Origin of the sequence: Kineococcus rugosus (assembly GCF_050871975.1) — a bacterium.
Classification (GTDB): Bacteria; Actinomycetota; Actinomycetes; order Actinomycetales; family Kineococcaceae; genus Kineococcus.
In genome coordinates this window covers 13,144-35,767 of sequence record NZ_JBJLSJ010000026.1, presented here as the reverse complement: position 1 = coordinate 35,767, position 22,624 = coordinate 13,144, and the positions used below count along the sequence as shown (strand labels likewise).

Here is a 22,624-nt window from a genome sequence, read left to right as displayed (position 1 = left end):
CGACGACACCACCGAGAACACCGAGGTTCTGACATGAGTGCAGTCCAGAAGGCCGCGATCGTCGGCAGCGGGGTCGCCGGGCTGGCGGCCGCCATCCAGCTCGCCAAGGGCGGGGTCGAGGTCGACCTGTTCGAGGCCCGGCCCGAGCTCAGCGCCCTCGGGTCCGGCATCTCCCTGCAGGGCAACGCGCTGCGCGTCTTCGACGCGCTCGGCGCCTGGGACGACCTGCGGGCCGCCGGGTACCCCTTCGAGGGGCTGACCCTGCGGGCCCCGGGCCCCGGTGCCCCGGTGGTCGCGCAGCTGCCCGACGTCAAGACCGGCGGCCCGGACTACCCGGCCGCGATGGGCATGCCCCGGGCCGAGCTGGCGCGGATCCTGCTGGCCCACGCCGAGCGGGCCGGGGCCCGGGTGCGGTTCGGCGTCGAGGTCAGCGCCGTCGAGGACCGCGGCGACTCGGTCGTGCTGTCCGCCGGGGAACCCCTGGGCGCCTACGACGTCGTCATCGGCGCGGACGGCCTGAACTCCACGGTGCGCGGCCTCATCGGGATCACGACCCGGCCGCAGCCGACGGGCATGGGGATCTGGCGCACGTTCGTCTCCCGCCCCGCGGAGGTGGTGCGCAGCGAGCTGTACTACGGCGGACCGGCGTTCATCGCGGGGTACACCCCCACCGGGGAGGACTCGATGTACGCCTTCCTCGTCGAGGCCGCGCAGGACCGCTTCGGCGTCGGCGACGAGGAGGCGACCCGCATCATGGTCGAGCAGTCCCGGGCCTACGGCGGCCCCTGGGACGCCGTCCGCGCCGACCTCGAGCGCGGCGCCAGCGCGAACTACACCTGGTTCACCCACCACCTCGTCGAGGGCCCGTGGAACCGCGGGCGCGTCGTCGTCATCGGCGACGCGGCGCACTCCTGCCCGCCCACCATCGCCCAGGGCGCCGCGCAGGGCCTAGAGGACGCCCTGGTCCTCACCGAGCTGCTGCTGGACCGCCCGCACGTCGACCAGGACCTGTGGGACGAGTTCCACCACCGGCGCCGGCCGCGCGCCGAGGCCGTCGTGCGCGCCTCGGTCCAGCTGGGGCAGTGGCAGCTCGACGGGGTCCGCGACGCCGACGTGCCCGGCCTGATGGCCGGCATCGCGCACCGGATGGCGGTCCCGGCGTGAGCGGCGCGACCGTGGACGTCCACGCCCACGTCCTGCTGCCCGGGCTGCACGCGGCCGTCGAGCAGCGCGCCCCGGAACTGGTGGCCGCCGCCGCCGAGCTGGAGGCGCGCCGCAACGGCCCCGAGAGCCTGAAGGCCTCCGGCGCGATGATCGGCGAGCGGTTCGGCCGGCTCACCGACGCCGGTGCCCGCCTCGCCGCGATGGACGCCCAGGGGGTGGACCGGCAGTGGGTGAGCGTGTCCCCGAACCACTTCTACCCGTGGGCCCCCGAGGGGCTGGCGGTGTGGGTCGCGGGGGAGACGAACCGGCTCGTCGCCGAGCACGTCGCGCAGGCCCCCGACCGGCTCACCGGCCTCGGCGTCGTGCCCCTGCAGCACCCGCAGCGGCTCGTCGAGTACCTCGACGACGCGGTGCTCGGGCGCGGTCTGGCCGGGGTGGAGATCTCCTCCACGGCCGGGGACGTGGAACTGTCCGACCCCCGCCTGGAACCGTTCTGGGCCCGCGCCGAGGAACTGCGCGCCGTCGTGTTCCTGCACCCCTTCGGCTGTAGCCTCGACGAGCGCCTGGACCGCTTCTACCTGTCGAACACGGTCGGCCAGCCCGTCGAGAACGCCGTGGCGCTCTCGCACCTCGTCTTCTCGGGGGTGCTGGACCGGTACCCGGACCTGCGCGTCCTGGCCGCGCACGGCGGCGGGTACCTGCCGACGGCGATCGGCCGCAGCGACCGCGCCTGGGCGGTCCGGCCGGAGGCGCGGGGCTGCGCGCACCCGCCCTCGACGTACCTGAGCCGCCTGTGGTTCGACACCGTCGTGCACGACGAGGCGGCGCTGCGCGCCCTGGTCGCCGTCGCGGGGGCCTCGCGGGTCCTGCTCGGCAGCGACTTCCCGTTCGACATGGGCCTGGACGACCCCGTCGGGTTCGTGCGCTCGGCCGGCCTGGGGGAGGAGGACACCCGCCGCGTGCTGGAGCAGAACGCGGTGGACCTCCTGGACGCGCGGGTGTCGGCGTGAGGATCGCGCGCTGGCGCCACAGCGGTTCCGCGACGGTCGGGGAGGGTTTCGTGGTGGGGGACCGGGTGGTCCCCTTCCCCGGCGGCCTGAGCGTCGCGCAGGTCCTCGCGGCGGGGCTGCCCGCGGCGCTGCGCCTGCACGAGGGGCTCGACGCCGGTGACGGCGCGCCGCTGGCGGAGGTGATGCTGCTGAGCCCCCTGGTCCCGGCCGCCATCCGCGACTTCGTCGCCTTCGAGGAGCACGTCGAGGGCGTCAGCGCCTCCGTCGACGGCCGCAGCGAGGTCGTGCCGCAGTGGTACGAGGCGCCGACGTTCTACTTCACGAACCCGCACACCGTCCTCGGCCCGGCCGACCCGGTCTCGCCGCCGGTGACCGAACGGCTCGACTTCGAGCTCGAGATCGCCGTCGTGATCGGCGCGGTGGAGGGGTCCGACGGGACGAACCTCACGCCGGCACGCGCCGCGGAGCACGTCTTCGGGTACACGGTGATGAACGACTGGTCGGCCCGGGACCTGCAGGCGCGGGAGATGAAGGTGCGCCTCGGCCCGGCCAAGGGCAAGGACTTCGGGACCTCGCTGGGTCCGTGGATCGTGACCGCCGACGAGCTGCACGGCTTCCTGGACGAGGAGGGTTTCCTCGCCGTGCGCGCCCGGGCGCGCGTCAACGGCGAGCTCGTCGGGGAGGACCTCGTCTCCAACGCCGGCTGGCCGCTGCCCGAGCTCGTCGCCTACGCCTCCCGGAACTCCCGGGTGGTCCCCGGGGACGTGCTGGGGTCGGGGACGACGGGGAACGGCGGCTGCCTGGGCGAGCTGTGGGGCCGTCGCGGCGCCCTGGACCCGCCGCCGCTGCGCGAGGGCGACACCGTGTCGCTGTGGATCGAGGGGATCGGGGAACTGCGCACGGTCGTGGGACCGGCGGTGCCGGCCCCGGCCGTCCCGGCCGCCCGCCCCCGGCCCCGGAACCGGCACCGGGGAGGAACCCCCGTACTTCTGTCCGATACCGACCGAAGCGGGTAAGGTGGACACGACGTCGGAGCTCCCCCGGGAGCTCGTCCGACGGGCCGTCGCCGCCCCGTCGGCACACCCCGTCGCGTCGACGGCCCGATCGATCGGGCACCCCCACATGACCCTCTCCCTCACCAGGCTCCGCCTCCTGGTCGCCTCCCTCCTGTCCGTCTCCTTCCTCGGGGCCCTCGACCACACCGTCGTGTCCACCTCGCTGGCCACCATCGCCGGGGACCTCGGAGCCCTCGAGCACCTGTCCCAGGTGGTCGTCGGCTACACCGTCGCCAGCACGGTGCTGCTGCCGGTGCTGGGCCAGCTCGGCGACACGGCCGGCCCGCGCCGGGTCTTCCTCACGTCGCTGGTGGCCTTCCTGGCCGCCTCGGCCTGCTGCGGCCTGGCGCCCGACATGACCTGGCTCACCGCGGCCCGGATCGTGCAGGGCGCCGCGTCGGCCGGCCTGCAGCTGATGTCGCAGACCATCGTCGCCCAGGTCACCACGCCCCGGCAGCGGCCCGGGTACCTCGCCGTCATCGGCGCCGCCTTCCCCGTCGCGATCCTCGTCGGTCCCCTCCTCGGGGGGCTGATCACCGACCACTGGGGCTGGCGGTGGGTGTTCTGGATCAACGTGCCCGTCGGCCTGGCCGCCCTCGCGCTCGCCGCCGTCGCCGTCCCGCACCTCGCGCCGGCTCCCCGGCGCCGCGTCGACGGTGCCGGGGCGCTCACGTCCGCCACGGCGCTCGTCGCGCTCGTCCTCGCCGTGACGTGGACCGCAGAACCCCCGGCCGGGCACGCGAGCACCGTCGCGTTCGCCGTCGCCGCCGTCGCGTTCGCGGCGTTCCTGCGGGTCGAGCTGCGCGCGGACTCCCCGGTCGTCCCGCTGCGGGCGTTCGCCGACCGCCGCTTCGCGGCCGGCGCGGCCCTGTCCGCCGTCGTCGGGGTCGGGTTGTTCTCCGTGGTCTCCTACCTGCCCACCTACTTCCAGATGGCGTACCGCGTGAGCGCGACGGTGTCCGGCCTCGTCGCGATCGCGACGGTGTTCGGGATGCTGGTGACGAGCCTGCTCACCGGCCGGGCCGCCTCCCGGACGGGCCGGTACCGGGTGTTCGCCGTCCTGGGCACCGCCACCTCGGCGCTGGGTCTGCTCGTCATGGCGTTCCTGCCGGTCGGCCTGCCGCTGGGGGTGCCGGTGGTCGTCATGTTCGCCGTCGGGGCGGGCACCGGCGCGTTCATGAACCTCGTCCTCGCCGTCGTGCAGAGCGCCGTGCCGCGCGCCGAGATCGGCCGGGCGACCGCCGCGGTCAACCTCGTCCGCCAGATCGGCGTCAGCGTGACCACCGCCGTGATCGGCGGGGTCGTCGGGTTCGGCGTCGCGGCCCTGCTGCCGGCCGGCCTCGACGTCTCCGGCCTCACCCCGCAGGTGGCGGCCGCCGCACCCGCCGCCGTGCAGGCGCAGATCGCCTCGGCCTACGTCGAGGTGTTCTCACCCGTCTTCCTCGCGCTCGCGGTGACGTACGCCCTCGGGCTCGTCGCCGCGCTCCTCCTGCCCCCCGGCCGGCTCCCCGACGAGCAGCCGTCGGCCGCCGACCCGATCGCCGTCTGACCGAGAGGACGAACCATGACCACCGCCAGCAGCAGCTCCCCGCACCCCGTGGTCGCGGTCGTGGGCAGCGGCCCCATCGGCTGCGCCTACGCCCGCGAGGTCCTGGAGAACCACCCGACCGCCCGGGTCGTGGTGTTCGAGGCAGGCCCGCAGCTCACCAAGACCCCCGGCCAGAGCGTCCGCAACATCGCCGACCCGGCGGAGAAGCAGCGGGCCCGGGAGATGTCGCAGGGGCCGCAGTCCGGGACCCACCGCGAGGACCTGGGCCTGCCCGCCGGGGTCGCGGTAGAGGGGATGTTCACCGCCCGCGAGGGGACCCACCTGATCGACTTCGGCGGGGAGGGCACCGGGCACGCCCCGACGTTCCCCGCCGCGGCCGCCTCCACGAACGTCGGCGGGATGGGGGCGCACTGGACGTGCGCGATCCCGCGCCCCGAGGGCGCCGAGAAGGTGCCGTTCCTGCCCGAGCACGAGTGGGAGGAGCTGATCACCCGCGCCGAGGAGCTGCTGCACGCCCAGAGCTCGGCGTTCTCCGACTCCCCGGTGGGGGCGGCGATCCGGGCCCTGCTGGAGGAGGAGTTCGGGGCCGAGCTGCCGCCCGGGCGGGGCGTGGGCACCCTGCCGGTGGCCGGTGACCCGCAACCGGACGGGTCGATGCAGTGGGCCGGTGCCGACACCGTGCTGGGGCCGCTGGCCGACCCGGCGTCGTCGCTGTCGGAGCGCTTCGAGCTGCGCGACCTCTCGTTCGTGCGCGCGGTGGAGCACCGGGACGGCCGGGTCACCGGCGTCCGGGTGGAGGACCTGCGCACCCGCGAGACGTCGACGTTCGCCGCCGACGCGGTGGTCGTCGCCGCCGACGCGTTCCGCACCCCGCAGCTGCTGTGGGCCTCCGGCATCCGTCCGCCCGCGCTGGGGCGCTACCTCACCGAGCACCCCGTGGTCATCTCCACGGTGGCCCTCGACGGGGAGCGGATGAGCCGGTTCGCCACCGAGGCCGAGCTGGACGCCGAACTGGCCCGCCGGTCGCAGAACGCGGCCGACCCGGTGGCGGCGGTGAACCGCATCCCGTACTCCGAGCCGGACCACCCGTTCTCGCTGCAGGTCATGTACGCCGAGGTGCCGCCCTTCCAGCTCGACCCCTCCAATCCGCACGCGGGGAACCGGTGGGGTTACGTGAACATGGGGTACGGCATGCGCAAGCAGCCCCGGGTGGAGGACGGCGTCACCTTCGACGACGACGAGCTCGACTACCGCGGTCTGCCCACCATGACCATCGAGTACGGCCTCACCGGGGCCGAGGAGGCGGAGATCGAGGCCGCGACGCGGCGGCTGCGCCGCGCCGGGGACGCCCTGGGCGTCTTCGTGGCCCCGCCGCGGCTGCTGCCGCCCGGTTCCAGCCTGCACTACCAGGGCACCACCCGGATCGGTCAGCACGACGACGGCACGTCGGTCGCCGACCCCGACTCCCGGGTCTGGGGCTTCGAGAACCTGCACGTCGGGGGCAACGGCACCATCCCCACCGCCACGACCGTGAACCCCACGCTGATGAGCCTGGCGATCGCCGTGCGCGGGGCGCGGGCGCTGGCGCGGACCCTGGGCGGGCAGGCGTGATCCCCGACCGGCTGATCGAGGCCGGGACCCTGCGCCGGGACGGTTCGCGCGTGTCGGTGGAGGTCCGCCTGCCGTGGTACCGGGCGTTGCCGGCCTCGTGCGTCGCCGGTGCGGCGCTGCGCGTCGACGGGGTCGAGGTGCCCCCGGACTCCCTGCGCTGGGAGGTGAACGGGCACCGCTCCACGTTCGCCGAACTCGTCCCGCGCACCGACGACTGGTGGTTCCCGGCCGACTCGGCCGTCCTGTCCGGGGACCTGGCCCTGACCGGCGACCCCGGGGCCGAGCACGTCGTCGAGGTCGACCTGTCCCTGTACATCCCCTACATCGTCATCTCGGAGTCGCAGGTGCTGCGCATCGAAGAGCACGACCGCAAGTCCATGACGGCCACGACGGCGGTGCCGGCGTGAGCGGGCCGCTGGGGACGCCGGTGCAGGGCGTCACCCTCTACAGCTTCACCCGGCCCTTCCACGCCCGGGAGCACGACCTGGAGTCGCTGTTGCGCGCGGTGGCCGCCGAGGGGCTCGGCCCCGGGCTGGAGATGGTCGGCTTCGGCAGCCTGCGGGGTTTCCCCCGGCTGGCCCCGGGGTTCTCTGGCTGGTTCCGCGACCTGGTCGGCGAGCTCGGCCTGGTGCCCTCGGCGTTGTCGATCAACGCGGACATCGGCCTGCGCCGGGACCGGCTGCTGACGCAGGACGAGCTGGTCGAGTACATGCGGGCGCAGATCCGCGCCGCGGCCGAGCTCGGGTTCCCGCTGGCGCGGGTGCAGATCTCGCTGAGCCCGGACTCGATGGAGCGGCTGGCGCCGGTCGCCGAGGAGCACGGGGTGGTGCTGGCGCTGGAGGTGCACGCCGACCAGTACGCCGCCCACCCCCGGATCCGGGCGCTGCGGGAGCGCTACGAGCAGCTGGGGTCGCCGTTCCTGGGGTTCACGATGGACTGGGGCGCCACGGTGAGCGGTTTCGCGCCGTCGCTGCTGGAGGCGTACCGGCGCCGGGGAGCCCCGGAGGCGTTCTGCACCGCCGTCGTGGCGCGGTGGGAGGAGTTCGCCCGGCTCGGGCCGCCGGCGGACCAGCGCGAGCACGGGGAGCGGTTCGGCCGCTTCGTCGCGCTGGCCGCCGAGCACGGCCGGCCCGACCTGGGCGTCGACGTCGCGATCGCGGGGACGGGGCTGTTCGGGCCGGCCCCGGTGGACGGCTGGCGGGAGATCGCGCCGTGGATCCGGCACGTGCACGCCAAGTTCTTCGGCATCGACGCGGACGGGCAGGAGCCGTCGGTGCCGGTCGCCGACCTCGTCGAGCTGCTGGTGCGCCAGGGGTACAGCGGTGCGGTCTCCAGCGAGTACGAGGGGTGGCACTGGAACCACTGGGACGACCCCTTCGCGCTGGTCCGCGCCGAGCAGGCTCTCCAGCGGGCCGCGGCCGAGGCGGCGGGGTCGCGGGTGGTCGTGGACGCCGACCGCGCGCGCGCTCTGCTGCACGCCCCGGTGACGGCCCGGACCTGACGGCTCGACCCCACTTATGCCGCGCATCCGCAAGACTTATGTGTTTTTCCTGCAGTGAGCGGTGATACTCGAACCCTCAGCATGCGGCTCCGTCGAGCCGCTGACGACGAAGTCAGAGAGGCTGCAGCGAATGCCCACAGTCCACGCCTCCACCTCCCGCCGAGCCCTCATCGCCGCCCCGATCGCGGCCGCGCTCGTCCTCACCGGCTGCTCCGGCAGCAGCGGCACGGACAACGGCTCCGGGGGCGGCACGAAGTTCACCTTCACCTTCGCGACGTCCAACAACCTCGAGAGCCCGTACCAGACCCTCGCGGACTCGTACGTGGAGTCCCACCCGGACGTCACCATCCAGACCAACCCGGTGCCCAACGACCGGTACGGCGAGACGATCCGCACCCAGCTCCAAGGTGGCAACGCCTCGGACCTCATCCAGACGACGCCCGGCAGCGGGGACGCCCGGGGCCTCATCCCGCTCGCCGAGGCCGGCTTCCTCGAACCGCTCGGGGACACCGCGAAGTCGCTGGTCCTGGAGGGCAGCGAGTCCGTCTACGAGGTCGACGGGAAGGTGTACGGGCAGCCGCTGGACTTCACCGTGGGCGCCCTGGTCGCCAGCCGCGGGACCGCGACCCAGAAGGGCATCACCGACTTCCCGAAGACCATGGACGAGCTCACCGCCGCCTGCGGCACGATGGCCGAGCAGGGCGGGTCGCTCATGGTGCTCGCCGGGGCCGCCGGCCCCAACGTCGGGCTCACCATCCAGGGCATCTCCGCCACGCGCGTCTACGGCCCCACGCCGGACTGGAACCAGCAGCGCGCCGACGGCACGACGACCTTCGCCGGGAGCCAGGGCTGGAAGGACACCCTGCAGACCTTCCTCGACCTCAACGAGGCGAAGTGCTTCCAGCCCGGGGCCGTCGGGGCCGGGTTCGACGCCATCACCAACGGCCTGGCGCAGGGCACGTCCGTCGCGAGCTTCATCCCTAGCGGCGCGGCCGTGGAGATCTCCCGCGCCGCCCCGAAGGAGGCCGACTTCGCCGTCGAGCCCTTCCCGGCCGCCGACGGCGGCGAGGCGGTCGTGCTCGGCAGCTCCAACTACACGCTGTCGATGAACGCGGCGTCGGAGCAGAAGGAGGCCGTCACTGCGTTCATGGACTGGCTGGCCGAGCCCGCCCAGCAGCAGAAGTACTACGAGATCTCCGGGGAGCTGCCGGTCTCCAACTTCGACCAGCTCGACTTCACCGGCACGATCTACGAGGACGTCGCCCCGCTGCTGAAGGAGCAGGCGTACGCCCCGCTGCCCAACAACATCTGGCCCAACCCGTCCGTCTACGACGCCCTGCAGACCGGGGGCCAGGGCCTGCTCACCGGGCAGAAGAGCATCGACGACGTGCTGAAGGCCATGGACGCCGCCTGGGACAGCTGAGCCCGGCACCGCACCGGCTCCGCAGAGCAGCACGACACCACGAGAGGACTCCCCGCATGGCTTGGACGAAGTGGTCGTACATGGACCACTGGGTCACCCGCACGCCGCAGGGGCCGGTGCGGCCCGACTTCAACCGGGCCTACATGGACCGGTACCTCAAGCAGCTGGCCGCCGCCGGCTTCAAGGGGTTCGACACGTTCTTCTTCACGCTCCCGACGCTGGCCGGGATGTACGGCTCCCTCGCCGGTTTCGAGGCGCGGCTGCGCGAGGTGGGCATGGAGAAGATCACGGGGGTCTTCACGGCCTACCCGTCGGCGACGAAGCACACGTCCCCGCACGACCGGGACACCCACGACCGCATCTTCGCCGACTCCGAGCGCACCGTGCAGCAGCTCGACGGGCTCGCGGTGGAGAACTTCATCGTCATGCCCACCAGCACGCACTTCCAGACCGAGCCGGTGACCGACGACAAGATCAAGGCCATCGCCGACCTGTGGAGCCGGGTCGGCGCGATGACCCTGCGGCACGGGATGAAGACGACGTGCCACTTCGAGTTCTGGGGCGCGATCCGGACCCGCGAGCAGCTCGACCTGTTCTTCCGGTACTCCGACCCCGAGGCGGTGTTCTTCTTCTGCGACACCGCGCAGCACACCATCGCCGGCGTCGACCCGGTCGAGATGTTCCGCGACTACCGGGACCGCTGCTCGGGGTTCCACTTCAAGGACACGCACACTGTCGACCCCGGCGAGCTGTACCGCACGCCCCCCGACCCCGAGGCGATGGCCCCGGGCGTGGACCGCTGGTTCTACGAGATGGGCACCGAGGGAGGGCTGGTCGACTTCCCGGCGCTGATGCGCGAGATCGTCACCTCCGGGTACGACGGCTGGCTGACCGTCGAGCACGACAAGGCCGATACCCACGGCGGCAGCTACGCCGAGGCGACCTGCGTCGCCAAGTGGTACATCGACACCGTGCTCGCCGACGCCGAGGCGGCGGCCCGGAAGGAGCTCACCGCGCGATGAAGGACACCCTGCGCTGGTCGTACGCGCTGAACCAGTGGAACTACCGGATGGACGTCTTCATCCGGCACGAGCACCAGCAGCGCGCCCTGCGGACGCTGTCGGGGCTCGGGTTCGACCACGTCGAGCTGCACGCCGACACCGGCGGGCGGTGGGACAACCTGGGCCGTCCCGAGGTCATCCTGCTCAACCACGGCAGCGTCGACGGTTTCCGCCGCTTCCTGTCCTCGGCCGGGGTGGCGGGGGTCTCCAGCATGTTCTGGGACCCGGGCCTGCCGGTCGAGGAGGAGGGGTACGAGTTCGTGCTGGCCGTCGACCCGTCCCGCGCCGACTGGATCGTCAACGCCGCCGGGCCCTACGTCGACTTCCTCGCCGCCGTCGGCGGGGAGGTGCTCGTGGTGCGCCCCGCCGGATCGGCCTGGATGACCGGGCCGCTGGACGGCGACGCGATCGCCCGGCTCGCCGGGCTGTGGAACCGGGTGGGCCAGCGCGCGGCGCAGGCCGGGGTCCGGCTCGCCGTGCACCACGACTGCCTGTCTGGGATCCACTCGCGCGAGCAGGTCGAGCACTTCCTGTCCCTCACCGACCCCGCGACCGTCGGGCTCGCCCTCGACACGGCCGAGTTCACGATCGCCGGGATCGACCCGGTCGCCTTCTACCGCGACCACCACGAGCGGGTGGTCCACGTGCACCTCAAGGACACCCTGCACCGCGACACCGGTGAGGAGCACCTGATGCCCGGGGCGGAGGCCACCATGCTGCGCGGCGGGGCCGGCCGCCGCATCGAGCGGTGGTTCTACGAGCTCGGCGCCGAGGGCGGGCTCGTCGACGTGAAGGGTTTCGTCGCCGCGCTGCGGGAGCACTCCCACCCCGGCTGGGTCGTGGTGGAGAGCGACCACGCGGGGGAGCCGGCGGAGATGGCGATGCTGAACTCCTGGTTCCTCCAGCACGAGCTGGGGCTGTCCCCGAAGGGCTGACGGCGGCCGGACAGCACGGAGCCCGCCGCACCGGTGACGGTGCGGCGGGCTCGGTGCGAGGGCGTCAGTTGCTGCGCAGCTGCGTCACCAGCGGGCAGCGGAACGGGTCCCGCGCGGCCAGGCCGACCTCGTTGAGGTAGGTGGTGATGTCGCGGAACGCCCGCGGCAGCGAGGTCTCGGTGTAGTCGATGCCGTGCTCGGCGCAGAAGCGGCGCACGAAGGGCTGCACGGCCCGCAGGTTGGGCCGGGGCAGGCTGGGGAAGAGGTGGTGCTCCACCTGGAAGTTCAGGCCGCCCATGAAGAGGTCCACGAACCAGCCGCCGGAGATGTTGCGCGACATCAGCACCTGGCGGCGGATGAAGTCGACCTTCGTCTCGCGCGCCACGATGGGCATGCCGACGTGGTTGGGGGCGAAGGCCCCGCCCATCGAGACGCCGAAGGCGCCCATGTGGACGGCGAAGAAGGCCGCGCCGCGGGCCGGGCCCAGCAGCAGGACCAGCGCGCTGAGGTAGACGGCCCAGTGGACGACGATCAGCGAGGCGTCGACCCAGCGCTTCTTGGTCCGGCGCCCCGTGATCAGGGACCTCGTGGAGTCGGCGTGCAGGTTGAGCCCGGCCAGCAGCAGCAGCGGGTAGAACCAGTAGCCCTGCTTGGACGTGGCCCAACGCAGCAGACCCCGACGGCTCGCCGCGGCCTCCTCGTGGAAGGAGACGACCTCGGACTCGATGTCGGTGTCGATCCCGCGCGCGTTGGGGGCCTGGTGGTGCTTGGTGTGCTTGCCCATCCACCAGCCGTAGCTCAGGCCCGTCAGCAGCGCCGCGAAGATCCGGGCGGCCCACTCGTTGCCGCGGTGCGAGGCGAAGATCTGCTTGTGCGCGCCGTCGTGCCCCAGGAACGCGAACTGGGTCAGCACCAGCGCCAGCGGCACCGCCGTCAACAGCACCAGCCAGGAGTCGCGCAGCAGCACGGTGCCGGCCACGACCGCGGCGAACGCCACGCTCGTGGCGGCGATGCGGACCCAGTAGTGGCCGGTGCGGCGGCGCATCAGCCCCGCCTCCTGGACCGCGGCGGTCAGCACCGCGTACGGGGTGCTGCGCCGGGCCCTCGGCGCGGCGGCCGGGACGGCGGGGACGGACTCGGGAAGGCTGGTCGTCATCTGGATCCTCGTGAGCATCGGGGGGAACGCACCCGGTGCCGGGCCGTCCTCGCGCGGTGCCCGGGAAGGAACCCCGTGGACAGACACAGCACGGTGGTGACGTCGTCCTCGGCGACGCACCGGCGCCGACCTGCGCGGCCGGCTCGGGTCCCATGATGCCCCACGGGTGCGGGGCCGGTCGGCCCACGCCGGTACCGCTGCCGCCCCCTACGCCGGTACGGGTACCGGGCCCGGACGGGGGCGGCGCGGCCCCCGAGCCTCAGCCCACCCCCTCGGCCGCCAGCCACTGCGCGAAGGTCTGCCGCCCCCGGTCGGCCTCACCCGCCGGGAGCAGCGTCCCGTCCCGCAGGGCCCGGCCGAACCCGCCCGGCAGCGGCACCGCCAGGACCGGCCCGCGGTGACCGGTCGCGCGCGCGTACGCGCGCACCGCGTCCACCAACCGCAGCTCCTGCGGCCCGGCGAGGTCGCGCGCCGGCCCCGCCGGGGGACCCTCGACGAGGTCCACGAGCCGCTCGGCGACCTCCCGGGCCGCGACCGGCTGCGTGCGCATCACCGGCACCACGCTCAGCGGCCCCAGCCGGACCCGGCCGAGCACCTGCCGCGCGAACTCGTGGAACTGGGTGGTCCGCAGCACCGTCCACGGCACCCCGCCGGCGCGGACCAGCTCCTCCTGCAGCGCCTTGCCCGCGTAGTAGCCGTGCGGGGCGCGGTCGGCGCCGACGACGGACAGCACCACGTGGTGCCCGACGCCGGCCTCCCGCCCGGCCCGCAGCAGCTGCGTGGTGACGGCCCGGGAGAACTCCCGCGCCCGCCCGGCCCGCTGCGTCGAGCACCCCGTCACGTCCACGACGACGTCGGTCCCGGCCAGCGCGGCCGCCAGGCCCGCGCCGTGGCGCAGGTCGACGCCGCGGGAGCGGCTGAGCACGACGGTCGCGTGCCCGCGGGCGGCGGCGGCGACGACGACGTGGCGTCCCACGGTGCCGGTGCCACCGGCGACGGCGATCTTCACGGGGTCTCCTCCTGGACGGGGCGTGCGGGTCGGGTGGACGGGACGGGCGACGAGCGCGTCGTCGACGTCACACCCCCCCTGACGGAACAGCCACCCGGGGTGTGAGGTCCCCGTGCCGCGGCCCCACCCGGCACCGGGGCGGCCGCGTCGTCGAAGGGGCGGACCAGCACCCACCCGTCGATCAGGGCGGACCGCCGCGACGGTCCTCGTCACCGGCGGCAGCGGGCAGGTCGGCGCCCGCGGCGACGCCCGGCGGGTGCGGACCGCGGACGGTCAGGCGATGGGGGCCTCGGCCACCGACGCCCTCGTCCCGGCGTGCCGGGGCCGTAGGGTCGGGCGTCGTGCCCGCCCGCTCCACCCGGACCCGCCCCTGGCGGTTGCCGCTCCCGGTCCGCCTGCTGCTCCTGAGCCAGCTGGCGTTCAACGTCGGCTTCTACCTCGTGGTGCCGTTCCTGGCGGTCCACCTGGGCGCGGGGCTGGGCCTGGCCGGCTGGGTCGTCGGCCTCGTCCTGGGGTTGCGCACGTTCAGCCAGCAGGGGTTGTTCTTCGTCGGGGGAGCGCTCACCGACCGGTTCGGCGTCCGGCCCGTCCTGCTCGTCGGGTGCCTGGTCCGCGTCGCCGGGTTCTGCGCGCTGGGTCTGACGGCGTCCCTGCCGGGGGTCCTGGCGGGCACGCTCCTGACGGGTTTCGCCGCCGCGTTGTTCTCCCCGGCGGTCGAGACGGGGCTGGCCCACGAGGGCCGGCGGCTGGAGGAGGCCGGGACGGTCACCCGCGCGGAGCTGTTCGCCCTCGACGCCGTCGTCGGGAAGGTCGGTTCGCTCGTCGGCCCGGCGCTGGGCGCGGTGCTGCTGACCGTGGAGTTCTCCACGACCTGCCTGGTCGCCGCCGGCATCTTCGTGCTGGTGTTCGCGCTGAACGCCCGCTGGGCCCCGCGCGAGCGCGGCGTCGCCCGCGAGGCGTCGATCACCGCCGGGTGGGGGGCGGTGCTGCGCAACCGGCGGTTCCTGGTGTTCACGGCGTTCTACTCGACGCTGCTGCTGGCCTACAACCAGCTGTACCTGGCGTTGCCGGTGGAGCTGGAGCGCGCGACCGGGTCGGCCGGGGCCCTGGGTCTCCTGTTCGTGCTGGGAGCGGTCGTCACCGTCCTCACGCAGGTCCCGCTGGCCCGCTGGGCCCGCCGCCGCGGCGCGGCGACGGCGTTGCCGCTGGGGTTCACCGGGACGGGGCTCGCGTTCGCCGTCGTGGCGTTCGCCACGGCCGTCCCGGCGCCGGGGTGGGTCCCGGCGCTGACCCCGGCGGTGCTGTTCGTCGTCCTGCTGCACCTGTCCTCGGCGGTCGCCGGCCCGGTGGCCCGCGACCTCGTGCCGCCGCTGGCGGCCGAGCGGAACGTCGGCGCCCACTACGGGGCGCTGGCCTCCGGGGGAGGGCTGGCCGTGCTGGCCGGTTCGGCCGCCCTGGGCGGGGCGCTGGAACCCGGCGCGGTGCTGCCGTGGGCGTTGCTGGCGGTGCTGCCGCTGGTCTCCGCGGCGGGGCTGGCGGTGCTGACGCGCCGGGTGCCGCCCGCCGGCCGGACCGCCGGCGACCCCGCGGGCGCGTCGGGCCGGTCGTCCGGGGCCGCGTCGCCGCGAGCCACCGGGCCGCGCAGCGCGGGCGCGCCCCGGTCGTAGGCGGGCTCGTGGGCCTCCGGGACGGGGCGACCCGACCCCCGGCCGCCCGTGCGCGGCCGACCGGGGGAACCCGTCCCCGGGGCGCCCGCGCGCTCGGCGGGCGTCCCCTACCATCTGCGCGATGTCCAGCGCAGTCGACCGACCCCGGAGAGGCCCAGCGTGACCGCCCGCCGCACGAGCCCCCACGACACCGCGACGCTGCTGTGGGACTGGTTCGCCGGGCTGGACGCCCGGGGGACCGCCGAGGCGCGGTCCTGCCTGCTGTCCGGGACGTACTCGCGCGCCCTGCTGCACTCCCTGCGCCGGGCGCTGCCGTCCGGGGTGGACAGCCGGCGCGGTCTGGACGACCCGCACCGGTGCGCACCCGGCGACCCCCTCGGAGCCCGGTTGCAGTCGCTGCTGCGCCAGCACCTGGCGCTCACCCCGCCGGCCCTGCTCGCCCCGGCGGCCCCGGTCCCGGCGGGAGGGGCGCAGCCCGACGCCGGGTGAACCCGGGGAACCCCGGGGAACCCCGGGGAACCCCGAGACCGGGGAACCTCGCGAACCGGGAAACCGCGGAACCGGGAAACCCCGGGAAACCCCGGCGGAGACCGCCGTGTCGCCGACGTCCCGGCGACCTCGTGCCGCGACGGTGGCGCCCGGTGCGGCGGTGGCCGTGAGGATCCGCCGAGTTGTCGGCCCGGGGAAGATCGGCCGTTCTTCGACGTCCCGGCGGGTTCCCGGGCGGGGCGGGAGCCGTGAGGCTGGCGGTGTTCACCCGACGACGAGAGGACACGCCATGACCCTCCGGACCAGCACCGCCCTGGACGTCCCCCGACCGGCCACGGACGCGGGGGTCACCCTCGACGTGCTGCGGGTCTCGACCCCGGAGGAGGCCGACCTGCAGGAACTGCGCGCGGCGCGGTGGTCGCAGCGGCGCTGGGAGGAGTGGACCGTGGACTGACCGTCCCGCACCCCGCGGCGGGAGCGCGCGGGGTGCGCGGGAGGGGTTGCAGGTGCGGTGGCGCCCCTGCTTCACTGCTGGGCACCGATCGGACCGGGCAGGGGAGGCAGGCGTGGACGTCACCGCACGCACCGCCGCGTCCCCCGTCGCCGGGGGTCGGGTACGAGTACTCCCGCGTGGTTGAGGTCCTCCCCGGGGAGCGGGCCGTCGAGGCCCGAGGTGGTGCGGCGACGTCGTCGCGCCGTCCCCGGACGGGTGCAGGACCGGACCACGCGTCCCGCGTACCCCACCCCTCCTGCCGAGACGAGCCCTGCCGTGAACAGCACCAGCGCCACCGCCGCCCCCACCGCCGCCCGAACCGCCCCGCGCACCCTCGACGACGACCGCCGGACCGCGCGCGAGCGCCTCGGCGCCCCCTGCGACGACGGGGGTGAGCTGGCCCACCACCTCGTCTCCCGCTACCTGAGCCGGTGCAGCGCGGACGCCCCCGCGGGGGCGCTGCTGGCCGGGCTCGGCCGGTTGTTCTCCGCGGTCGCGGACCGGCACGTCCTGGCCGCGGACGACCCGGCGCTGCTGGCCCTGGCCGAGCTGCTGCTGGCCGAACCGGCGGCGCCGGGCGGGTCCGTGCCGGGGAGCCGGGCGCGGACCGCGGTGCTGCGGGAGCCCTGCGCGGTCTGAGCCCGGCGGGGCGGGTCAGTCCTCGTCGGTGACGAGCCGCAGCTGCGACTGGACGTTGCCGCGGGTCGCCCGGCTGTACGGGCAGGTCTGGTGCGCGGTGTCGAGCAGCGACTGCGCGGCCTCGGGGTCCAGGCCCGGCAGGTGCGCCTCGATGGTGACGGCGAGGTCGATGCCCTCGGCCAGGCCACCGGTGACGGCGACGGTGACGGACACGGCGGACTCGCTCACGTCCAGCTTGCGGCTGCGGGCGACGGCCTTGAGGGCGCTGTGGAAGCAGGCCGCGTACCCGGCGGCGAACAGCTGCTCGGGGTTGGTGCCGGGGCCGTCGTCGCCGCCCATGCCGGCGGGGATCGACAGGTTCAGGTCGACCCGGTCGTCGGAGGAGCTGACCCGGCCGTCGCGGCCGCCCCACGCCGTCGCGGTCGCCTCGTACATCGTCGCCATCGTGCACCTTCCTTTCGTGTACCAGGGTGGTACGTGAATAGGGTGCACCCGTGGCCGAGAACGCGCGAGGGCGCCCCCGCGACCGGGGCATCGACGCCCGCGTCCTGGCCGCCGCCGTCGACGAGCTCGCCGAGAAGGGCATCGGCGGGTTCAGCACCCGGGCCGTGGCCGCCCGCGCCGGCGTGGACCGCCGCGGCGTGCACGCCCGGTGGAGCCGCACCGAGGACCTCGTGGTGGACGCCCTGGCCACCCTGACCGCCGACCTGCGCCCGCCGCTGCGCGCCACTCTGCGCGCCGACCTCGACGTGCTCGTGCCCGACATCGCGCAGGCCCTGTCGGGGGCGCGCCGCCGCGTCCTGCAGCGCTGCCTCGACGAGGTCGCCACCGCCCCCGAGGTCGCCGGGCGGTTCCGCCGCGACCACCTCGACCGGTGCGCCGCCGTCCTCGAGGACGCCTTCCACCGCGCCGCCGCCCGCGGGGAGCTGTCCGGGCGCACCACCCCGGCCCGCGCCACGGAGCTGCTCATGGGCGCGCTGCTGCTGCGCGCGCTGACCCTGGGGGACGACGGCGTCGACGCCGCCGCCCGCGCCGCCGTGGTCGATCACGTCCTGCGGCTCACCACCACCGGGCCCGGCCCGGGCTGAGGCGGTCCCTCACACCCGCCCGGCGGCCGGTTCCCGGTGCAGCGCCGCGAGCCCGCGCGCGGCGTCGCGGCGGACCGCGGCCGGGGTGCGGTCCAGGACGTCGGCGACGCGGTCGTCGTCCAGGTCCCCGCCGTCGTCACCGAGGTACCGCAGGGCCAGGACGGCGCGCTGCGGGGCGGGCAGCGCGCGCAACCGCGCCAGCGCGTCCCCGCCCGCGCCGTCCCGTCCGCCCGGGCCGCTGCGCCGGGCCCGCCGCAGCGGGGACGTGCTCGCCTCCACGAGCATCCGCTGCACCAGCGGCGTCGGGTCGTCGGCGCGGCCCAGCCGCCGCCACCGCAGCGACGCCCGGGCCAGCACGTCCTCCACGACGTCCGCGGCCTCGGCCGGGGGCAGCAGCCCCCGCGCGAGGCGCTGCAGGGCAGCGCCCCGCGCCGCGACGAAGTCCTCGAACGTGGTCATCGCGGCCGACGGTAGGGCCGCCGGCCCGCGCCGTCGTGCCCCTGCCAGGACCAGCCTGCCCCCGGTTCAGCCGATGCCGACGTACTTCGTCTCCAGGTACTCCTCGATCCCCTCGGCGCCGCCCTCGCGGCCGAACCCGCTGGCCTTGACCCCGCCGAACGGTGCGGCCGCGTTGGACACCACCCCGGCGTTCAGGCCCACCATCCCGGTCTCCAGCGCCTCGGCGACCCGCAGCCCCCGGTCCAGGTCCTGCGTGAAGGCGTAGGCGATGAGGCCGTGCTCGGTGGAGTTCGCCAGGCCCAGCGCCTCGTCCTCGGTGTCGAACACCACGACGGGGGCGACGGGGCCGAAGGTCTCCTCGGTGAGCAGCCGGGCGTCGGCGGGCAGGTCGGTGACGAGCGTGGGGGCGTAGAAGTACCCGCGGTCGCCCACGGGCGCCCCGCCGGTGACGACCTTCCCGCCGGCCAGGACCGCCTCGTCGACGCGGGCCGCCACGTCGGCGCGCGCGGCGGCGTCGATGAGCGGGCCGACCTGGGTGCCCGGGTCGGCGCCGTCGCCGACGACGAGGGCGCCCAGGCGCTCGGCGAACCGCTCGGTGAACTCGGCGGCCACCCCGCGCTGCACGTAGAACCGGTTGGCGGCGGTGCAAGCCTCGCCGGTGTTGCGCATCTTCGCCGCGAGCGCCCCCTCGACCGCCCGGTCCAGGTCGGCGTCGTCGAAGACGAGGAACGGGGCGTTGCCGCCCAGTTCCATCGACACCCGCAGGACCTGCTCGGCGGAGGCGGCGATGAGCTTGCGGCCGACCTCGGTGGAGCCGGTGAAGGTGAGCTTGCGCAGCCGCGGGTCGGCCAGCAGCGGCGCGGTGACCCGGCCCGTGGTGGAGGTGGTGATGACGTTGAGGACCCCGTCGGGCAACCCGGCCTCGGCCATCAGCCCGGCGAACCTCAGCATCGTCAGCGGGGTGGCGGTGGCGGGTTTGACGACCATCGTGCAGCCGGCGGCGACGGCGGGGGCGACCTTGCGGGTCGCCATGGCCAGCGGGAAGTTCCACGGAGTGATCATGAGCGTCGGTCCGACGGGGGCCTTGGTCGTGAGCAACCGGCTGCCCCCGACGGGGTTCGGGGCGTACCGGCCCGAGATCCGCGGCGCCTCCTCGGAGAACCAGCGCAGGAACTCCGCGCCGTAGGTGACCTCCCCGCGGGCCTCGGCCAGCGGTTTGCCCATCTCCAGGGTCATGAGGAGGGCGAACTCGTCGGCGCGGGCGGTGAGCAGGTCGAACGCGCGGCGCAGGACCTCGGCGCGCTCGCGGGCGGGGGTGCGGGCCCAGGCGGCCTGCGCGGCGACGGCGGCGTCGAGGGCGTCGCGGCCGTCGGTCTCGTCGGCGTCGGCGACGGTGGTCAGGACCTCACCGGTGGCGGGGTTCTCCACGGCGATGCGGCCCGGGCGCCGGCCCTCGCGCCAGTGGCCGGCGATGAACAGGCCGTCGGGGACGGTGTCGACGACTCCGGCGCGGGGCGCCGGCTCCAGCTGCTCGGGGGTGGTGGTGCTCACGGGGTGCGCTCTCCTTCGAGGGGTGGGGCAGGGGGTCAGTACGCGCGGGTGCGCTGCTCGACGACGAGGTGCACGAGGGCGAACGTGCCGTCCTCGTCGACGGCCCGCAGCGCGGCGGCCAGGGCCGCGGGCACGTCGGCGTCCCGCTCGGCCCGCACGCCGAAACCGCCGAACGCCCGCGCCAGGAGCGCGAAGTCGGGGTTCGCCAGCTGGGTGCCGCTGACCCGGCCGGGGTAGTGCCGTTCCTGGTGGGTGCGGATCGTGCCGTACTCGCCGTTGTCGACGACCACGACCAGCGGGGTCGCGCCGTACTGCGCGGCGGTCGCCAGTTCCTGGCCGTTCATGAGGAACTCCCCGTCCCCGGCGATGGTCACCACGCGCCGGCCGGGGTGGGACAGCGAGGCGGCCACGGCCGAGGGGACGGAGTACCCCATGGACCCGTTGCGGGCGCTGAGCATGGAGGCGAACCCGCGGGTGGGGAAGTACCGGTGGGCCCAGTTGGTGTGCTCCCCGGCGCCGAAGGTGACGATCGCGTCGTGCGGCAGCCCGGGGACCAGGTGCGCCATCAGGGTGTCCACCCGCGCCGGACCGGGGGAGGGGGTGGCCGGGGGCAGGGCCGAGAACGCCTCCTGCTCGGCCCGCATCCGCTGCGTCCAGGCCACCCACTCGGGACGGACGGGCAGGTGCAGGTCGGTCAGGTCGCGCACGAACGCGTCGGGTTTGGCCACGATCTGGTGGGACACCGGCCCGGAGCGCCCGCGCAGGGAGGGGTCCATGGTGACCAGGAAGTTCTTCTTCCCCCAGTCCTGCCGGACCACGAAGCCGTCGGTGATGGTGTCCCCGGGGACCGTCCCGACGAACACGAGCAGGTCGGTCTCCTCGAGCAGGTCGTAGGTGGGTTTCGGCCGCCCGTACCCGATGGGCCCGACGTAGCTGGGGGAGTCGAACGGGACGGTGCCCTCGGTGCGCCACTCCGCCGCGGCGGGGATCCGGTGCTCCTCCAGCCAGGCCGTGAGCTGCTGCGCCGCAGCGGGGGTCCAGTCGTTGCCGCCGGTGACGAACAGCGGTTTCGCCGCCCCGGCGAGGGCCCGGGCCAGCGCGTCCACGTCGCGGGAGGTCATGCCGCCGGTCGCGACGGGGATGGGCGGGTGCGCCGGGGCGCGCACCTCCTGGCGCAGCACGTCCTCGGGCAGCCCGACGACCACCGGTCCCGGGCGGCCGCTGCTGGCCGCGAACATCGCCTCGGCCACGATCTCGGAGGCGCGGTCGGCGTGGTCGAGCACCATGACCCGCTTGGCGCCGGTGTCGAACCACGCCTTGACGTCGAACTCCTGGAACGCCTCCCGGTCCCGGTGCTCGAAGGGGATGAGCCCGACGAACAGGACCATCGGGGTGGAGTCCTGCCAGGCCGTGTGCAGGCCGACGTGGGCGTTCGCGGCGCCCGGGCCGCGGGTCACCATCGCGATCCCGGGCCGGCGGTGCATCTTCCCGTCGGCCTCGGCCATGTACGCGGCGCCGCCCTCGTGGCGGGTCACCACGGTCCGGATGCCCGAGTCGACCAGCCCGTCGAGGACGTCGAGGTAGCTCTCGCCGGGCACGACGTGCACGCGTTCCACGCCGTGCGCCGCGAGGGCCTGCACGACGACGTGGCCGGCGGTCCGGCCGGTGGGGGAGCCCGCGGCGGGCGGGGCGGGGGTTTCCGTCAGGAGTTCGGTCACAGCACGGGAAGCTAGTGAAGGCGGGAGCCCGCGCCCGGGTCCGTGCCGGCGATGTTCCCCGCCTCCTTGCCCGGGGGTGAAGAACCCTCGATCTTCACGGTCCGGGGGTGCGGTGAGGGACCTGCGGCCGTTCGCGGGACGCCCGGCGCGTCCGCGCCCCTCCGGGGCCGTCCGGGGGCACGCTGGGTGCATGCCCGCGACCGCGCAGACGACGGCACCAGCTCCGGAGCGGACCGCCCAGGTCCTGTCCCACCGCGTGGTGCGCCCCGACGAGACCTGCGAGGGGGAGTGCTTCTACTGCCGCTGCCCCGAGACCGACTGACCCCGGCGCGCCCTCATCCGGGGGCGCCGGCGCGCAGCGCGCGCAGACCCGCCAGCAGGGCGTCCAGGCCGAGGGCGAACGCCGCCCGCGCCGTGTCGCCGCCGGGCCGGGCCGCCGTCGCGGCCCGCAGCGCCGGGGCGGGCAGCCGCCCGGGGTCGAAGATGTCGGCGGGCGCCTGGGTGTCGAGCGCGGAACCGAGCACGAACGACTCCACCGCGACCACGACGTCCGCCACCAGGTGCGGGGGCCACCCGCCGGCCAGCAGCCCGGCGCACACCCGCTCGTACATCGCGACCGTGTGCGGCGCGCTGTCGACGGGGGTGACCGCCATGACCGGGACGAGCGCCGGGTGGCGCGCGTAGGCGTCGCGGTAGGAGTGCGCCCAGCGGGCCAGCGCCTCGTCCCACGGCAGGTCCGCGAACCCCGAGCAGTCGATCCCGCGGTTCACGTCGTCCTGCACGGCCCGCAGCACGTCGGCCTTCGTCGCCACGTGGTTGTACAGGGCGCTGGGGGCCACCCCGAGGCGGCGGGCCAGGGCCGCCATCGTCAGCCCGTCCTGCCCGCGCTCCTCCAGCAGGCGCACCGCCTCGGCGGTGATCCCGTCCGCGGTCAGCACCGGGCGCGTGGGGCGGCCGCGACCGCGGCGGGCGGGCTGGGCGGGGGGTGCGGGCACCGGGTCATCCTGACGCACCTCCTTGACAGCGGTGGCCCCCGGCCCGTTAAT

23 protein-coding genes are annotated in these 22,624 nt (G+C 75.0%); 16 read left to right on the top strand and 7 right to left on the bottom strand.

The features are described from left to right. The first annotated feature begins 33 nt into the window (after positions 1–33). From ACRYM6_RS15390 to ACRYM6_RS15345, 10 genes are all read left to right on the top strand, one after another. Positions 34–1,164 (top strand): FAD-dependent monooxygenase, encoded by a 1,131-nt coding sequence (locus ACRYM6_RS15390; protein WP_432543761.1) that lies wholly within the window; start codon positions 34–36, stop codon positions 1,162–1,164. Then, complete coding sequence (locus ACRYM6_RS15385; RefSeq protein WP_432543760.1) at positions 1,161–2,174, top strand: amidohydrolase family protein; 1,014 nt, start codon at positions 1,161–1,163, stop codon at positions 2,172–2,174. The genes ACRYM6_RS15390 and ACRYM6_RS15385 overlap by 4 nt, the downstream gene beginning before the upstream one ends. Beyond that, complete coding sequence (locus tag ACRYM6_RS15380; RefSeq protein ID WP_432543759.1) at positions 2,171–3,190, top strand: fumarylacetoacetate hydrolase family protein; 1,020 nt, start codon at positions 2,171–2,173, stop codon at positions 3,188–3,190. The genes ACRYM6_RS15385 and ACRYM6_RS15380 overlap by 4 nt, the downstream gene beginning before the upstream one ends. A gap of 106 nt (positions 3,191–3,296) precedes the next feature. Then, complete coding sequence (locus tag ACRYM6_RS15375; RefSeq protein WP_432543758.1) at positions 3,297–4,778, top strand: MFS transporter; 1,482 nt, start codon at positions 3,297–3,299, stop codon at positions 4,776–4,778. 15 nt (positions 4,779–4,793) lie between these two features. Beyond that, positions 4,794–6,389, top strand: coding sequence for a GMC oxidoreductase (locus ACRYM6_RS15370; RefSeq protein WP_432543757.1), 1,596 nt, complete (start codon positions 4,794–4,796; stop codon positions 6,387–6,389). After that, the gene (locus ACRYM6_RS15365; RefSeq protein WP_432543756.1) at positions 6,386–6,796 is read left to right on the top strand and encodes a C-glycoside deglycosidase beta subunit domain-containing protein; all 411 of its coding nucleotides are present in this window, start codon (positions 6,386–6,388) and stop codon (positions 6,794–6,796) included. The genes ACRYM6_RS15370 and ACRYM6_RS15365 overlap by 4 nt, the downstream gene beginning before the upstream one ends. Continuing rightward, positions 6,793–7,890 carry a sugar phosphate isomerase/epimerase family protein gene (locus tag ACRYM6_RS15360; protein ID WP_432543755.1) on the top strand — a complete coding sequence of 366 codons (1,098 nt, stop codon included), beginning with the start codon at positions 6,793–6,795 and terminating at the stop codon, positions 7,888–7,890. Before ACRYM6_RS15365 ends, ACRYM6_RS15360 begins: the two co-directional genes overlap by 4 nt. A gap of 130 nt (positions 7,891–8,020) precedes the next feature. After that, complete coding sequence (locus ACRYM6_RS15355; RefSeq protein ID WP_432543754.1) at positions 8,021–9,313, top strand: ABC transporter substrate-binding protein; 1,293 nt, start codon at positions 8,021–8,023, stop codon at positions 9,311–9,313. A gap of 56 nt (positions 9,314–9,369) precedes the next feature. After that, on the top strand, positions 9,370–10,335 hold the full coding sequence (locus ACRYM6_RS15350) for a sugar phosphate isomerase/epimerase family protein (protein ID WP_432543753.1): 966 nt from the start codon (positions 9,370–9,372) through the stop codon (positions 10,333–10,335). Then, positions 10,332–11,309 (top strand): sugar phosphate isomerase/epimerase family protein, encoded by a 978-nt coding sequence (locus tag ACRYM6_RS15345; RefSeq protein ID WP_432543752.1) that lies wholly within the window; start codon positions 10,332–10,334, stop codon positions 11,307–11,309. The genes ACRYM6_RS15350 and ACRYM6_RS15345 overlap by 4 nt, the downstream gene beginning before the upstream one ends. Before the next feature lie 64 nt (positions 11,310–11,373). On the opposite strand, the gene ACRYM6_RS15340 is transcribed toward ACRYM6_RS15345, so the two are convergent. Together ACRYM6_RS15340 and ACRYM6_RS15335 are read right to left on the bottom strand one after the other, a co-directional pair. After that, the gene (locus ACRYM6_RS15340; protein ID WP_432543751.1) at positions 11,374–12,465 is read right to left on the bottom strand and encodes a fatty acid desaturase family protein; all 1,092 of its coding nucleotides are present in this window, start codon (positions 12,463–12,465) and stop codon (positions 11,374–11,376) included. A 259-nt stretch (positions 12,466–12,724) separates the two neighbouring features. Next, on the bottom strand, positions 12,725–13,474 hold the full coding sequence (locus tag ACRYM6_RS15335) for an SDR family oxidoreductase (protein ID WP_432543750.1): 750 nt from the start codon (positions 13,472–13,474) through the stop codon (positions 12,725–12,727). A 341-nt stretch (positions 13,475–13,815) separates the two neighbouring features. Here ACRYM6_RS15335 and ACRYM6_RS15330 point away from each other — a divergent pair, with 341 nt between their 5' ends. The 4 genes from ACRYM6_RS15330 (at position 13,816) to ACRYM6_RS15315 (ending at position 16,762) form a co-directional block, all read left to right on the top strand. Further along, positions 13,816–15,141, top strand: a complete 1,326-nt coding sequence (locus tag ACRYM6_RS15330; RefSeq protein ID WP_432543749.1) for an MFS transporter — start codon at positions 13,816–13,818, stop codon at positions 15,139–15,141. Positions 15,142–15,300: 159 nt separating this feature from the next. Then, complete coding sequence (locus ACRYM6_RS15325; protein WP_432543748.1) at positions 15,301–15,630, top strand: hypothetical protein; 330 nt, start codon at positions 15,301–15,303, stop codon at positions 15,628–15,630. Positions 15,631–15,919: 289 nt separating this feature from the next. Next, entirely contained in the window at positions 15,920–16,084 is a 165-nt protein-coding gene (locus ACRYM6_RS15320) for a hypothetical protein (RefSeq protein ID WP_432543747.1), read from the top strand. A gap of 315 nt (positions 16,085–16,399) precedes the next feature. Continuing rightward, positions 16,400–16,762 (top strand): hypothetical protein, encoded by a 363-nt coding sequence (locus ACRYM6_RS15315; RefSeq protein ID WP_432543746.1) that lies wholly within the window; start codon positions 16,400–16,402, stop codon positions 16,760–16,762. A gap of 15 nt (positions 16,763–16,777) precedes the next feature. On the opposite strand, the gene ACRYM6_RS15310 is transcribed toward ACRYM6_RS15315, so the two are convergent. Then, the gene (locus ACRYM6_RS15310; RefSeq protein WP_432543745.1) at positions 16,778–17,206 is read right to left on the bottom strand and encodes an organic hydroperoxide resistance protein; all 429 of its coding nucleotides are present in this window, start codon (positions 17,204–17,206) and stop codon (positions 16,778–16,780) included. Between the two features lie 50 nt (positions 17,207–17,256). Between ACRYM6_RS15310 and ACRYM6_RS15305 the strand changes: the two genes are divergently transcribed. Beyond that, positions 17,257–17,850 carry a TetR/AcrR family transcriptional regulator gene (locus ACRYM6_RS15305; RefSeq protein ID WP_432543744.1) on the top strand — a complete coding sequence of 198 codons (594 nt, stop codon included), beginning with the start codon at positions 17,257–17,259 and terminating at the stop codon, positions 17,848–17,850. 9 nt (positions 17,851–17,859) lie between these two features. On the opposite strand, the gene ACRYM6_RS15300 is transcribed toward ACRYM6_RS15305, so the two are convergent. From ACRYM6_RS15300 to ACRYM6_RS15290, 3 genes are all read right to left on the bottom strand, one after another. Next, positions 17,860–18,309: a SigE family RNA polymerase sigma factor gene (locus tag ACRYM6_RS15300; RefSeq protein WP_432543743.1), complete on the bottom strand. Its 450-nt coding sequence runs from the start codon at positions 18,307–18,309 to the stop codon at positions 17,860–17,862. 66 nt (positions 18,310–18,375) lie between these two features. After that, positions 18,376–19,860: an NAD-dependent succinate-semialdehyde dehydrogenase gene (locus tag ACRYM6_RS15295; RefSeq protein WP_432543742.1), complete on the bottom strand. Its 1,485-nt coding sequence runs from the start codon at positions 19,858–19,860 to the stop codon at positions 18,376–18,378. A 35-nt stretch (positions 19,861–19,895) separates the two neighbouring features. Continuing rightward, positions 19,896–21,578, bottom strand: coding sequence for a thiamine pyrophosphate-dependent enzyme (locus ACRYM6_RS15290; RefSeq protein ID WP_432543741.1), 1,683 nt, complete (start codon positions 21,576–21,578; stop codon positions 19,896–19,898). Between the two features lie 190 nt (positions 21,579–21,768). Here ACRYM6_RS15290 and ACRYM6_RS15285 point away from each other — a divergent pair, with 190 nt between their 5' ends. Continuing rightward, the gene (locus ACRYM6_RS15285; RefSeq protein ID WP_432543740.1) at positions 21,769–21,900 is read left to right on the top strand and encodes a hypothetical protein; all 132 of its coding nucleotides are present in this window, start codon (positions 21,769–21,771) and stop codon (positions 21,898–21,900) included. A 13-nt stretch (positions 21,901–21,913) separates the two neighbouring features. Here ACRYM6_RS15285 and ACRYM6_RS15280 read toward each other — a convergent pair whose 3' ends face one another. Further along, the gene (locus ACRYM6_RS15280) at positions 21,914–22,573 is read right to left on the bottom strand and encodes a TetR/AcrR family transcriptional regulator (protein ID WP_432543739.1); all 660 of its coding nucleotides are present in this window, start codon (positions 22,571–22,573) and stop codon (positions 21,914–21,916) included. Positions 22,574–22,624 lie beyond the last annotated feature (51 nt).

Bases quoted from the DNA above. Each gene is read 5' to 3' on its own strand.
- ACRYM6_RS15390 (WP_432543761.1), top strand. From the start codon at position 34: ATGAGTGCAGTCCAGAAGGCCGCGATCGTCGGCAGCGGGGTCGCCGGG.
- ACRYM6_RS15375 (WP_432543758.1), top strand. From the start codon at position 3,297: ATGACCCTCTCCCTCACCAGGCTCCGCCTCCTGGTCGCCTCCCTCCTG.
- ACRYM6_RS15370 (WP_432543757.1), top strand. From the start codon at position 4,794: ATGACCACCGCCAGCAGCAGCTCCCCGCACCCCGTGGTCGCGGTCGTG.
- ACRYM6_RS15355 (WP_432543754.1), top strand. From the start codon at position 8,021: ATGCCCACAGTCCACGCCTCCACCTCCCGCCGAGCCCTCATCGCCGCC.
- ACRYM6_RS15350 (WP_432543753.1), top strand. From the start codon at position 9,370: ATGGCTTGGACGAAGTGGTCGTACATGGACCACTGGGTCACCCGCACG.
- ACRYM6_RS15345 (WP_432543752.1), top strand. From the start codon at position 10,332: ATGAAGGACACCCTGCGCTGGTCGTACGCGCTGAACCAGTGGAACTAC.
- ACRYM6_RS15340 (WP_432543751.1), bottom strand. From the start codon at position 12,465: ATGACGACCAGCCTTCCCGAGTCCGTCCCCGCCGTCCCGGCCGCCGCG.
- ACRYM6_RS15320 (WP_432543747.1), top strand. From the start codon at position 15,920: ATGACCCTCCGGACCAGCACCGCCCTGGACGTCCCCCGACCGGCCACG.
- ACRYM6_RS15310 (WP_432543745.1), bottom strand. From the start codon at position 17,206: ATGGCGACGATGTACGAGGCGACCGCGACGGCGTGGGGCGGCCGCGAC.
- ACRYM6_RS15300 (WP_432543743.1), bottom strand. From the start codon at position 18,309: ATGACCACGTTCGAGGACTTCGTCGCGGCGCGGGGCGCTGCCCTGCAG.
- ACRYM6_RS15285 (WP_432543740.1), top strand. From the start codon at position 21,769: ATGCCCGCGACCGCGCAGACGACGGCACCAGCTCCGGAGCGGACCGCC.